The organism is Pokkaliibacter sp. MBI-7 (assembly GCF_029846635.1).
GTDB lineage: Bacteria > Pseudomonadota > Gammaproteobacteria > Pseudomonadales > Balneatricaceae > Pokkaliibacter.
The window spans coordinates 1,353,540-1,366,904 of record NZ_JARVTG010000001.1; the positions used below are offsets into that span (position 1 = coordinate 1,353,540).

The following is a 13,365-nucleotide window of genomic DNA, read 5'->3' on the forward strand; positions in this document are numbered from 1 at the left end:
TCTTTATCCTCATTCATTCACTCATTCGGCCGCAGCGGCGCTTGCCGGTGCGGGCGTCAGGACAACAAGTGACTCAGAGACTGAGCTTTGCCATGGCATCACTCACCAGGTCATCCGGGCTCTGGCGCACGTCACAGACGGCCACACCCGGCTCCTCCAATGGCTCTTCCAGTGTGCCAAACTGACTGTCGAGCAGAGACGTCGGCATGAAATGCCCCTGCCGCGCAGCCATCCGTTGCTTGATAGTGTCGTAGCTACCCTGCAGATAGACAAACTGCAGGGATGCACATCCCGACCGTAACTGGTCGCGATAAATACCTTTCAGAGACGAACATGACAGCACCAGCCCCGTTCCCTGACGGTCAGCCGCCGCCAGCTTGTCAGCCAGCAGTGCCAGCCAGTCATGGCGGTCTTCATCTGTCAGGGGGATACCCTGGCTCATCTTGTCGACGTTGCACTGGGGGTGATAGGCATCCCCTTCGACGAAAGACAAACCCAGGCGGTCGGCCAGCCGTTGCCCAATCAGGCTTTTGCCGCAGCCAGACACGCCCATCACGACAATCACAGGGTGCTTCATGTTAGCGCTAACATCCTTCTTGCTAAAAAATCGGCAAGGGTTTAGATTGCCGTGCGACTGGGAAGCCAGTGTCATAAAAGCCACGAACCACGCGGCTCAGCCTGCGCTGAGGAGCGTTTATCAAGGGCGCTTCCCGGGGTTTCCACCTTAGTTGTTTTTGGTTGGATAGGCGCCAATGTTAGCGGTAACATGGCGGCTGTCAAGCCTACTTTTTGTGCAATACCAACAAGGGCTGCCTTCTTCGCACAATAATGATGCAGCTACGACGGCCAGCGAATGAAGGATTTGCATTTCCCCGGCACGTTGCTGCACGCCGGGGTAAGATGTCGCCTGACACAGCTCGTGATATTCAGGCCCGGCAGAGGACAACGCCCCGGGTGTTTCAGCAACGGCACTGCAACAAGAAAAATTATCATCTGCGCAGCTCGCCAATCATGACTACCCTGCCGTCTGATCACCCTGCCTGATCAGACCTGCCAGTACGGCAGCCGCCGCCGGGTAAGCCAGCAAGGACCGGACAATAACCATGAAAACACCGGCAAGAGCCAAACGCAGTGCGGTTGGCAAAGTCACCCTCAATGATGTGGCCGAACGCGTAGGCGTCAGTGCCATTACCATCTCCCGCGCCCTGCGCACACCGGAAAAGGTCTCGGAAGTCCTCCGTCAGCGTATCGATGAAGCCGTGCAGGAGCTGGGCTATCGCCCGAACTACGCGGCCCGCGCCCTGGCTTCAGCACGCTCGCACACGGTAGTGGTACTGGTGCCGTCGCTGTCCAACGAGGTCTTTGTCGACACCCTCACCGGCATCTACGAGACCCTGCACCCACGCGGTTATCAGGTGCTGATCGGCAACTCGCGCTACTCAAAGGAAGAGGAAGAACGCCTGCTGTCGGCCTATCTGACCCACAACCCTGACGGCATTCTGGTCACCGGCTTTGAACATACCGCTGAAGTCGAGCGCCTGCTGGCCAACGCTGGCTGCCCGGTGGTGTACATGATGGAAATGGATGAACAGGGTCAGCGCCCCTGCGTCGGCTTCTCCCAGTACGAATGCGGGCTGGCCATGACCAACTACCTGCTGCAGCGCGGCTATCAGCGCATTGGTTTTATGGCAGTGCAGGGTGACTCGCGCGTACTGAAACGCTGGCAGGGCTATCAGGACAGTCTCAAGCAGGCTGGTCGCTACGACCCCCGCCGTGAGCATTACGTGCCGGATTCTTCCAGTGTTGGCCTCGGCGCCGAACTGCTGGCACAGATGCTGGAACAGGCGCCCGATCTGGATGCCGTATTCTGCTGTAACGATGACCTGGCGCAGGGCGCCCTGTTTTACTGCCAGCGCCACGGCATCCGGGTGCCTGAGCAGCTGGCCATTGTCGGCTTCAACGATCTGGCTGCCTCTGCTTGGACGGTGCCCTCGCTGACCAGCATCGCCACCCCGCGTTATGCCATCGGCAAACGTGCTGCCGAGCTGTTCCTGCAGCTGGCCGAAGGGCAAACACCCGAGCAGACCGCCTTTGACCTCGGCTTTGAGCTGGTCGCCAGAGAAAGTGCCTGAGCGGCCTTAAGCCGCCGTTCACCCGTCTCGCGTTACCGAACACCACCCGTCATCACCGACTTCCTTACCAGCACCACTTTACCGGGACGGCCGCGGGCTGTTTCGGTTGCAGGCGCTGCCTCTGCAGCCGTTTTTCATATCTCAATCACTCTTTTTACCCACTAACTCTGGCTCACAAAAAATTCTTATCAGGAAAAATAAATTCCTCAAAAGACTGGACGCTTGGCGCCTTCTTCGCTTATAAAATCCCTCACCAGGAAAACAATATTCCTGAAGTTAAAAATTCTTCATATCTGAAGAGTGCTTTTACCAGTGTTAAACATCACCCCATAACCCCGCCCTGCGCCAGCTGCCCACTGACCCGAGGACTCGTTATGCAACACGCACAGAATCAATACGTTATAAAAATCAGCTGCCCGGCTACGTCCGGTATTGTCGCCGCTGTGGCGTCTTACCTGGCCGACCAGGGTTGCTATATCAGTGAGATGGCGCAGTACGATGACGAGGGTAACGGTCGCTTCTTCATGCGGGCAGTGTTTCGCTTCAACAGCGATGCCAGCGCCGATCTGGCCAGCGTCGAGCAGGGCTTTGAGGATGTTGCGGCAAAATTCGATATGGAATGGCAACTGTTCAGCACCGCCAAACCCATGAAAGTACTGATCATGGTCAGCAAGTACGATCACTGCTTGTCTGATCTGCTCTACCGCTTCCACAAGGGCGAGATGGACATGGAAATCGTCGCCGTGGTCTCCAACCATCTTGATCTGCGACCGATGGCCGAGCGCGAAGGCATCCGCTTTATCTATCTGCCCGTCACCAAGGACAGCAAGGCCCGTCAGGAAGCAGAACTGCTGCGCCTGATCGATGAAACCGGCGCCGAGCTGATCGTACTGGCGCGCTATATGCAGATTCTGTCCGACGATCTGTGCAAGCAGCTGGAAGGACGCGCCATCAACATTCACCACTCATTCCTGCCCGGTTTCAAAGGAGCCAAGCCTTACCATCAGGCCTTTGAGCGCGGCGTAAAACTGATCGGTGCCACAGCGCACTATGTCACTTCCGATCTGGACGAAGGCCCCATCATCGAGCAGGAAGTACAGCGCGTTGACCATTCCTACCAGCCGGATGATCTGGTCGCTGTAGGCCGCGATACCGAAACCGTGGCGCTGTCGAAGGCGGTCAAATACCACCTTGAGCACCGCGTCTTCCTCAATCAGGACAAAACGGTGATCTTCCGATGAGCGGGCTCAGCCAAACGCTGCCCGGCGCCCGGCTGATCGACGGCAAGGCCGCGGCGGCGCAGGTGCTGGCAGAAGTACGTGCCGATGTGCTCGCCCTGCAGGCACAACAGCTGACGCCTGGTCTGGCGGTGGTGCTGGTCGGCGAAGATCCGGCCAGCCATGTCTATGTGCGCAACAAGGTGCTGCGCGCCAACGAAGTCGGCATCAACTCCTTTGAGTACCGCCTGCTGGCGGACAGCAGTGAGCAGGAGGTGCTGGATCTGGTGCAGCAGCTCAATCAGGAAGCACAGGTCAACGGCATTCTGGTACAGCTGCCCCTGCCTGCGCATATCGACGAAAACAAAGTGCTGCAGGCCATCGACCCGCGCAAGGATGTCGATGGTTTTCACAGCGAAAACGTTGGTGGCCTGAGTCAGGGCCGTGAGGTACTGACGCCTTGCACCCCAGCGGGCTGCATGCGTCTGCTGCACGACCACTGCGGCGACCTGTCCGGCAGGCACGCGGTGGTGGTCGGCCGCTCCAATATTGTCGGCAAACCCATGGCCGCTCTGCTGCTGCAGGCCCACTGCAGCGTCACCGTACTGCACTCCCGCAGCGTCAATGCCGCCGCCCTGTGCCGTCAGGCTGATATTGTCGTCGCCGCCGTCGGCCGCCCGCGCATGATCGGTGCCGACTGGCTCAAGCCCGGCGCGGTGGTGATTGATATCGGTATCAACCGCATTGAAGAAGATGGCCGTTCACGGCTGGTCGGTGATGTCGACTTCGACAGCGCCGTGCAGGTTGCCGCTGCCATCACCCCCGTCCCCGGCGGCGTCGGGCCGATGACCATTGCCATGCTGATGCGCAATACCGTCACCGCCACCCTGCTGCAACAGGGGCTGGCGCCTGATCATTTATCCCGTCATTCGCTTTCACCCGCACCAACAGCCGGACAGACCGGCGCGTGAGGATGCCAAGATGCCTTTTAGTCTCCTGAAATACGGCCTGTCCTCGGAGTATCCGGCAGAAGTGGATCTGCCGGCACCGAAGGAACTCAAGCCCAGTTACGATGTGGTCATCATCGGCGGGGGCGGCCATGCGCTGGCGACCGCCTATTACCTGTCGAAGTACCACGGGGTGACCAATATCGCGGTGCTGGAAAAGGCCTATCTCGGGGGCGGCAACACCGCACGCAACACCGCCGTTATCCGCTCCAACTATCTGACCTCGGAAGGGGTGCGCTTCTACGCCGAGTCGGTAAAGCTGTTCCGTGATCTGTCCAACGAGTTCGACTTCAACATCATGTATTCCGAGCGAGGTCAGCTCACGCTGGCCCATACCGATGCTACGGTGCGGGCCTTCCGCCAGCGGGCCGAGGTCAACAAGCACTTCGGTGGCCGTACCGAGATGATCGACCGTCAGCAGATCAGGGAGCTGGTGCCGACCCTCAATCTCGACCCCGGTCATCTGCCGGTGCTGGCCGGGCTGTGGCATATCGACGGTGCCACCGCCCGTCATGATGCCGTGGCCTGGGGCTATGCCAAGCAGGCGGCCAAACGCGGCGTGGAGATCCATCAGCTGACCGAAGTGCAGGACTTTGTGGTGGAGAACAACCGCGTCACCGCCATCAGGACCAACCGCGGCACCGTCCGCTGTGGCTGTGCAGTGCAGGCGGTGGCCGGCTCCAGCTCGCTGCTGCTGAACAAACTCGGCATTCGCGCGCCCATCCATACCTACCCGCTGCAGGCCATGGTGACCCAGCCATTCAAGCCCTTCCTTGATCCGCTGGTCAGCTCCTCGGCCCTGCATTGCTACGTGCAGCAGACCAGCCGCGGTGAAATCGTCATCGGTGGCGGCTCTGACCCCTACCCGCTGTACAACACCCGCTCCACCCTTGATCTCAAGGAAAGCCTGCTGGCCCATGCCATCGAAATGTTCCCCTTCATGGCCAATGCCAAACTGATGCGGCAATGGGCCGGTATCACCGACATGACCCCGGACTACAGCCCGATCATGGGCCTGTCACCACTGGACAACTATTACCTCGACGCAGGCTGGGGCACCTGGGGCTTCAAGGCCACGCCCATCTGCGGCAAAACCATGGCCGAGCTGATCGCCAGTGGCGGCAAGGTGCCGGAGCTGATTGCGCCCTTCAGTCTGGCGCGCTTCTCCACCTTCCAGCAGGTCAATGAAATGGGCGCGACAGCCGCCAGCCACTGACAACCGGCTCACGATCCAAGGGGAACGAACGTGAAAATCATGCACTGCCCTCTGAACGGGCCACGCAATATCAGCGAATTTACCTACGGCGGCGAATACAAACCCATGCCCGACCCGCAACGCTGCAGCGACAGCGAATGGGCCGACTATGTCTTCAACAGCGACAACCGCGCCGGGCTGGTAACTGAATGGTGGATGCACAATGCCTCCAGCTACTGGTTTCTGGCTGAGCGCCATACCGTCACTGACGAGATCATCCGCACCTTTGATCCCAAGGAAATCTTTACCCAGCGCATCGACTTCGGCGCCGATGGCAGCAAGGAGACCACAGCATGAGCAGTACCCGCCTGCCAGCGCCCATGGGCATTCTGATTGACCGTAACCAGCCGCTCAGCTTCAGCTTCGATGGCCAGACCTATCAGGGTTTTGCCGGTGACAGCATCGCCAGCGCCCTGCTGGCCAGTGACCGCTGGCTGATCTCGCGCTCGTTCAAGTATCACCGCCCGCGCGCCGCGCTGACCATGGCCGGGCAGGACGCCAATACCCTGGTGCAGCTGCCTGATGAGCCCAACGTGCTGGCCGATCTGCAGGAGCTGCAGGCCAACATGCAGGTCAGCGGTCAGAACTACGCTGGTTCCCTCGATAAGGATCGCGACGCGCTGCTCGGCAAGTTCTCGAAGTTTATGCCGGTAGGCTTCTACTACCGCTCGTTCTACAAACCCAAAGGCGCATGGAAGCTGTGGGAACCGCTGATCCGCAAGAAGGCCGGCCTCGGCGTGCTCGATCTGGGCTTCAAGCCCGGTTATTACGACAAGGCTTACCTGTTTGCTGATGTGGTCGTGATCGGTGCCGGACCCGCCGGCTTGCAGGCGGCACTGACCGCCGCCAGCAACGGCGCCCGCGTCATTCTGGTGGAACAGGAGCGCCTGCTCGGGGGCAGCCTCAACTGGGCCCGCTTTGACATCGCCGGTGAGCGTGCAGCCAGCCTGCGCAGTGCGCTGGTGGAAGCGGTGGAACAGCACCCGGATATTCAGGTACTGACCGACGCCACCTGCAACGCCTGGTTCACCGACAACTACCTGCCGGTGATTCAGGGCAAACGCCTGTACAAGGTGCGCGCCAGAGAATGTATCGTCGCCGCCGGCACCTTCGACCAGCCGGTGATCTTCCGCAATAACGACCTGCCCGGCGTGGTGCTGACCAGTGCCGCCCAGCGCATGATGAAACTCTATGGCGTCAAGCCCGGACAACAGGCCGTGGTGCTGACCGGCAACAGCGATGGTTATCTGGCCGCCCTCGATCTGCATCAGCAGGGCGTCAGGGTGATGGCCGTGGTCGATATGCGCAGCGAAGCCGAGACCGCCCGCGACAGTGACTTTGCCGCCCTCGCCGCCGCCCTGCAGCAGCGACAGATTACCCTGCATCAGGGCAGCACCGTCTATGAGGCCATTGCCGGTAAGGATCAGGGCCGTGTTGTCGCCGCCGATATTCGCCGCATCAGTGGCAAGGGTCAGGTGGCAGGTAGCGGCCAGCGCATTGCCTGTGATCTGCTGTGCATGTCAGCCGGTTATATGCCGGTCTATCAGCTGCTCTGTCAGGCCGGCGGCAAGCTCAGCTATGACGATGATCAGGCCGTTTTCACCATCAGTGGCTTGCCCGCTCACCTGTATATCAGTGGCTCGGTGAAAGGCTATCAGCAGCTCGACAAGGTACTGGAGGACAGTCAGCAGGTCGCCCATGCCAGCTGTGCCGCCCTGCGTCTGGTCGCGCCGACCGAACAGCAGCCCCCCGCCAGCGAAAGCGGTTATAACTTCCCCTGGCCGATCTTCCCGCACCCGGACGGCAAGGATTTTGTCGACTTCGATGAAGACCTGCAGGTGTGCGATATCGTCAATGCCACCCGCCACGGTTACCGCGACGTGCAGCTGGTCAAACGCTTCTCTACCGTCGGCATGGGCCCGTCGCAGGGCCGCCACTCGGCACTGCCTACTGCCCGTCTGGTGGCCGCAGCAACACAGCGCAGTGTCAGCGAAACCGGCGTCACCACTGCCCGCCCGCCCTTTGTGGCGGAGAAACTGGCGCACGTCGCCGGGCGTGCCTTTGACCCGTACCGGCAAACCGCCATGCACCGTCTGCATCAGCAGGCCGGTGCCAAAATGATGCCCGCCGGGATCTGGCAACGCCCGGCGTATTATGCCCCGGCCTCCTCCACCGCATCCCGCGATCAGCTGATGCAGGAGGAAGCCCGCCATGTGCGTGAAAAGGTCGGCCTGATTGATGTGTCCACCCTCGGTGGACTGGACGTGCGCGGCCCTGACTCGGCAGAACTGCTGGAGCGGCTGTATACCTTCAACTTTGCCAAACAGCCGGTAGGACGCTCGCGCTATGCGCTGATGACCAACGAGCAGGGCGTCGTCATTGATGACGGGGTATGCGCCCGTTTTGCCGACAACCACTTCTATGTCACCGCCACCACCAGCGGCGTCGACCGTATTTATCAACAGATGCTGAAATGGAATGCCCAGTGGCGGCTGGATGTGGATATCACCAACGTCACCGCTGCGCTGGCCGCGGTCAATCTGGCCGGCCCCTATGCCCGCCGGGTGCTGAGCAAACTGTGTGACGATATCGACCTGAGCCCGGAAGGCTTCCCCTATCTGGCGGTACGCAATGGCACGGTGGCCGGTGTGCCCGCACGCCTGCTGCGCGTCGGCTTTGTCGGCGAGCTGGGGTATGAGATTCACGTTCCGGCCCGTTACGGCGCCCATCTGTGGCAGGCGCTAATGGCCGCCGGTGCCGATGAAGGCATCCGCCCGTTCGGGGTGGAAACCCAGCGTCTGCTGCGTCTGGAAAAAGGCCACGTCATTATCAGTCAGGATACCGATGGCATGACCCATCCGGCAGAGATCGACATGGGCTGGGCCATCAGCCGCAAGAAACCGTTCTTTGTCGGCAAGCGCTCCATCGACATCCTCGAAGCCCAGCCGCTGAAACGCAAACTGGTCGGCTTCCGCCTGCCCAGTGGCAGCGCCAAACCGCTGGAAGGCCATCTGGTGCTGAAGGGCGGCGACATCAGCGGCAATGTCACCTCCTGTGAATACTCCGCCACGGTGGATGCCATCATCGGTCTGGCCTATGCCTCGGTACGACAGAGCGAGCCCGGCAGCCAGATTCCCATTCGTGTCGAAGGCGGTCAGACCGTGCATGCCGAGGTGGTCAGCCTGCCGTTCTACGACCCCAGCAACCTGCGTCAGGAGCAATAAGCATGAGCCAGATGACCAGCGCTGCGGCGCTCGCCTCGTACTCCTTCGCCAGCACGGTGATGGATGTCAGCCCGCTGGCGTACCGTTACCCGCAGGCACAACGGCAGGCCTTTGCCAGTACCGAAATCATTACCTGCTATGACGACCCGCAGCAGGAGCGCCAGCAGCTGGGCCAGTGCGCCCTGCTGGACCTGACCCCGCTGGCCCGGGTTGGCCTGCGCGGCCGTCAGGCAGCGGATTATCTGAATGCACGCCAGTATCAGCTGCCACAGGCACCCAATCAGGCATTGGGGCAGAGCGATGGCAGCGCCATTCTGCGGCTGTCGCAGACCGAGTATTTCCTGCTCGGCAGTCTCGGTGATCTGGGCCAGCGCATTCGCGAAGAAGAATCCGCCTGGAGCCTGTCCGATGAGTCGGTGTACCTGTTGCCCCGTCAGGACAGCCACGCCTGGCTACTGCTCACCGGCAGCCATGTGGCCGAGGTGATGGCCAAGCTCTGTGGTGTCGACCTGCGCGCCGAGGCGTTCCCACCCGGCAGCGTGGCGCAAACCTCTGCGGCCCGCATCAATGTTATCGTCGCCAATCTTGGCAGCGAGCAGCTGCCCTGCTTCCACCTGCTGTGTGACCGTGCCTCGCTGAACTATTTCTGGGATGCCGTGCTGGATGCCATGAAGGAGTTTGGCGGCATGCCCGTCGGTATCGACGCCCTGCGCTAGGAACCCGCTCATGATCGGCCAGATCATGAGCCGGCGCTGACTCACACCCCACCGCCAAGGAGGATCACCATGTACGCAGAAGACGAACTGCCCCTGCAGGACGACGATGGCCGTAATGACTATCGGGTGCCGGCACTGTTCCGTGGCCTGCTGATCCTGCAGATGTTCAATGCCCAGACCCGCACCCTGAGCATGAACGAGCTGGCCGAGGGTCTCGGTGTCACGGTGTCGGCCATCTACCGTATCGTCCACACCCTCACCGAGATGGGTTACCTGCGCAAGCTGGCGAAGAATACCTACGAGCTGGGGCCGCAGGTGGTGTCCGATGGCTTCAGCTATCTGGCCAGCCGTGATCTGGTGGATATTGCGGCCCCCCATCTCAACGCACTGCGCGACCGCACCTCGCTGTCCTGCCATCTGAGCATTCGTGAGCAGACCGACAGTCTGTATATCTATCGCGCCTTCGCCGCTCAGCGGCTGTCGGTGAACATTCCCATCGGCACCCGCATTCCCTGCCACTGCACCGCCATGGGCCGCATGCTGCTGACGGGCCTGAGCCCGGCCGCACTGGATGCCCTCTATCAGTCAGTGCGTCTGGATGATCACCCGCCCCCTGCGCCGAAGACGCTGCCCGCGCTGCGGCAGATGATCAGTGATGACCGTGAACGCGGCTGGGTGATTCACCGCTCCGACTACTCCACCGCCATTGCCCGTGGCATCTACAACCATCTGGGCGAAGTGGTGGCGGCCATCAATCTGTCCGGGCCGGAGGCGGTCATGGACGGCGAGGTCAGCCGGGAACATTTCCAGCAGGAACTGGCGCAGACCGCCGAAGCCATTTCCCGCGAGCTGGGTGGCCACAGGGCCGGCTAACCCTGCTCTGCCTGCCCGGCACGATCAGCAAGTGCGACGGCCAGATGCCATCGCGCTTTTCCTGCTCTTTTTCTCTTGTGCCTTTTTCTCTTGCGCTTTCGCCGCCCACGCGTCTCGCAAAAGCCCCTTCCCTGCCCTGTTGAAATGTCCATTGAGGTTTGGCCGGAGCGACGTAGGCTAGTAAACAAACAACTCTAATATCTCTCTGGCCGTGGTACGGATGCTGCATATTTATCTGCTCACTAACGGCAGCGCCTGTCAGCAGGCTGCCATGCGCCAGAACAATGCAGAGCAAGGGCTATCCGGCCAGCCACTGCGCCACCTTAAAACGGCGTGCGGGCAACGGAGACCCTGCCGATCGGGCGGTGAAAAACCATGAATAGTGCAAGTCACACAACCGATGCCTTTGACCAGTGGCAATCCCAGCTGACCGAAGCCTGTGGCCGCTTTATTGCCCGGCCACCTGAGCGACATCATTTTGTTGGCAGCATCGCCAACAAGGACTGCGATGGTCTGTCGATGGCCGAAATCCAGACCAACGCCACCGTCTCCTGCAAGAAGATTCGTGCCGATCGCGATAATGATCAGTACTACTTTCTGATTCACCAGCGTTCGGGCTACTCCACCGTCGCCATGGATGACTGCTCATTTCAGGTGCTGCCGGGCGACCTGCTGCTGCTCGACCCCGCAGTCTCCTGCAGCATCATGCCGGTGGGAGTGATTGATCATGTCTCGCACTGTCTGGACCGCCACCGGGTTGACCGGGCACTGGCCCACCAGCGTCAGCGTTTTGGCAAACTGTCACGGGCGGGCACCTCGGGCCTGCTGTTGTCAGGCATGGTGGCGGAGCTGGATAGTCACAGTCATCTGGGGCTGGCTGACAGCCAGAGCGATGCCCTGCAGCAGGCCATCGTCGCCCTGCTCAAACCGGCACTGCAGCTGGAAGCGCCCGGTCACCGCATCGAACATACGGTGCAGGATATTTATCGCTGGGCGGAAAAGGTGATCATGCAGTCGCTGGCAGACCCGGCGCTGAGCCCGGAGCGGGTCGCTACCCAGCTGAATATTTCCGTGCGCCATCTGTATCGCGCTTTTGAGGAGCACGGCGACACCATCTGCCGCCTGATTCAGAAAAGCCGCCTCAATCGCTGTGCGGCAGAGCTGGCCAATCCGGCCAATATGAAAAAGCCCATCACCGATATTGCTTACGGCTGGGGCTTCAATGACTCGGCGCATTTCAGCCGTATCTTCAAGAAGCAGTTCAGCCTGTCACCACGGGAATACCGTCAACAGAGCCATCTGCTGAACCAGCGGTAGGTTTACCCCTTATCATCTAGCCAGCAGCAACGCAGGCCAGCCCCTCCCCCGCCGAACAGCAACAGGGTGAGGGGCAACCTGGCTTCATTCCGGGGTAAACAGACCCTTCTTCATAAAACCTTTCACCCAGACCGCGCCGATCACGCACACCAGCAGCAGTACGCCGCCAGCCATGGTGTAGACCTGCTCTGTCATTTCCGGTGAGGGCGAGTTATGCAGCGCCACATAGACCATGCCGACAATCCCCAGCAGCTGCGGCAGCGGGTAGAACGGCGTCTTGTACGGGCGGGCCAGTTCCGGCTGACGACGGCGCAGCACCAGCACATTGATATGAGCGATGATATAAGCCAGCAGCCAGCTGGTGGAGGCGGCGATCACCAGCGTAATCAGTGAGTCAATGCCCATCAGGTACATGGGGATGGCGATGATGATCACCATGAATACGATGGCAACCCAGGGCGTGCCAAAACGCTGGCTGACGATGCCCATCTGCGGGAACGCCTGACGGTTGTCGGCCATGCCCTGCAGCATGCGGGGCACGCTGGCCAGCACGGTGTTGACGGTGCTGCAGGTAGCGGCAATGCCCATTACCGTGGCCACCACCAGACCGGCCTTGCCAAAGACCGCATGGACATAATCAAGATAAGGGATCGCCGAGGTGGTCAGGCTCTCTACACTCATAAAGCGCGAGGCGCCGAACACGAACGGCAGATAGATCGCCAGCATCAGCACCAGCGACAGCATCATGGCCCGGGGGATAGTGCGCCGTGGCTCGTTAACGTCAGCAATCAGCGGGCAGATGAACTCCACCCCGACCATCATCCACATGGCCAGTGAGATCAGCCCGACAAAGCTGCCATCCATGACCGGCCCCAGCGACCAGTTCACTGCCGAACCTTCCGCCAGCACCGGCGCTGCACTGGTTGAGGCCACCAGCCCCACCACCACCAGACAGAGAATCAGGACGAACGCCAGCAGGTTCTGGATACGGGCAAACACGTCAGTACCCAGAATATTGGTGATGGCCAGCAGTACCAGAATCAGTGTGGGTATCAGCATGTCGGGGAACATGCCCGGCAACAGCTCATTGACGATGGAGTTGACCAGTAACATCTCTACCGGAATGGAGAACATCGCCACCACCACGTAACCGGCAAACACTGCCACGATGGCCGGGAAGTGCCCCATCGCCTTTTGCGTGTAGGTCGCCAGCGAGCCGCCACTCTGTGGATACATCAGTGACAGCTCGGCAAAGGTCATGGCGTTGAAAATCGCCAGCATAAAGGCACACAGCATGGCGGCAATAAAGCCACTGCCGCCCAGACCGATGCCCTGCGTGGCCGAGACCATCGAGCCCTGGACGATCACCAGGCCGATGCAGATGGAAATCATGGTCAGAAAGCTCAGCCGGTTACCCGTCACACGGCTACCTCCCTGAGTACCGGCAGCGTCGATAGCGACGCCTGCCCCACTCGCTCTACTCATAGTTATGCCCTCTCACGCTCATTTTCTTGCTGTTATATCCCCGCCAGCGCGACCCGCCGTCGGGGAGGAGAGTGCTAATCTGTGCCTAAAATCCGGCCAGTTCTTGTCCGTGGCTGTCGAAAACTTGACTGACCGTGAC

The 13,365-nt window shown here is 60.5% G+C and carries 11 protein-coding genes; 9 read left to right on the top strand and 2 right to left on the bottom strand.

The genetic code is table 11. The annotated features are described in order from the left end of the window. Window positions 1–73 precede the first annotated feature (73 nt). Complete coding sequence (locus QCD60_RS06070; RefSeq protein WP_104156759.1) at window positions 74–577, bottom strand: gluconokinase; 504 nt, start codon at window positions 575–577, stop codon at window positions 74–76. A gap of 526 nt (window positions 578–1,103) precedes the next feature. Between QCD60_RS06070 and QCD60_RS06075 the strand changes: the two genes are divergently transcribed. The 9 genes from QCD60_RS06075 to feaR all read left to right on the top strand — a co-directional run bounded on the left by QCD60_RS06075 (window position 1,104) and on the right by feaR (window position 11,741). Further along, complete coding sequence (locus QCD60_RS06075) at window positions 1,104–2,132, top strand: LacI family DNA-binding transcriptional regulator (RefSeq protein WP_279783349.1); 1,029 nt, start codon at window positions 1,104–1,106, stop codon at window positions 2,130–2,132. Window positions 2,133–2,506: 374 nt separating this feature from the next. After that, window positions 2,507–3,373 carry a formyltetrahydrofolate deformylase gene (gene purU, locus QCD60_RS06080; RefSeq protein ID WP_279783351.1) on the top strand — a complete coding sequence of 289 codons (867 nt, stop codon included), beginning with the start codon at window positions 2,507–2,509 and terminating at the stop codon, window positions 3,371–3,373. Beyond that, window positions 3,370–4,320: a bifunctional methylenetetrahydrofolate dehydrogenase/methenyltetrahydrofolate cyclohydrolase FolD gene (folD, locus tag QCD60_RS06085; RefSeq protein ID WP_279783354.1), complete on the top strand. Its 951-nt coding sequence runs from the start codon at window positions 3,370–3,372 to the stop codon at window positions 4,318–4,320. The genes purU and folD overlap by 4 nt, the downstream gene beginning before the upstream one ends. Before the next feature lie 10 nt (window positions 4,321–4,330). Then, the gene (locus QCD60_RS06090; protein WP_104156763.1) at window positions 4,331–5,572 is read left to right on the top strand and encodes an FAD-dependent oxidoreductase; all 1,242 of its coding nucleotides are present in this window, start codon (window positions 4,331–4,333) and stop codon (window positions 5,570–5,572) included. Window positions 5,573–5,611: 39 nt separating this feature from the next. Further along, a complete protein-coding gene (locus QCD60_RS06095; protein ID WP_279787893.1) occupies window positions 5,612–5,908 on the top strand; it encodes a sarcosine oxidase subunit delta in 297 nt (98 codons plus the stop codon). After that, window positions 5,905–8,835: a 2Fe-2S iron-sulfur cluster-binding protein gene (locus QCD60_RS06100; RefSeq protein ID WP_279783357.1), complete on the top strand. Its 2,931-nt coding sequence runs from the start codon at window positions 5,905–5,907 to the stop codon at window positions 8,833–8,835. Before QCD60_RS06095 ends, QCD60_RS06100 begins: the two co-directional genes overlap by 4 nt. A gap of 2 nt (window positions 8,836–8,837) precedes the next feature. Further along, on the top strand, window positions 8,838–9,551 hold the full coding sequence (locus QCD60_RS06105; protein WP_279783360.1) for a hypothetical protein: 714 nt from the start codon (window positions 8,838–8,840) through the stop codon (window positions 9,549–9,551). Between the two features lie 69 nt (window positions 9,552–9,620). After that, entirely contained in the window at window positions 9,621–10,424 is an 804-nt protein-coding gene (locus QCD60_RS06110; RefSeq protein WP_279783361.1) for an IclR family transcriptional regulator, read from the top strand. Window positions 10,425–10,799: 375 nt separating this feature from the next. Then, window positions 10,800–11,741: a transcriptional regulator FeaR gene (feaR, locus tag QCD60_RS06115; protein WP_279783364.1), complete on the top strand. Its 942-nt coding sequence runs from the start codon at window positions 10,800–10,802 to the stop codon at window positions 11,739–11,741. A gap of 84 nt (window positions 11,742–11,825) precedes the next feature. Here feaR and QCD60_RS06120 read toward each other — a convergent pair whose 3' ends face one another. Beyond that, on the bottom strand, window positions 11,826–13,226 hold the full coding sequence (locus QCD60_RS06120; RefSeq protein ID WP_279783367.1) for an APC family permease: 1,401 nt from the start codon (window positions 13,224–13,226) through the stop codon (window positions 11,826–11,828). Between the last annotated feature and the right edge of the window lie 139 nt (window positions 13,227–13,365).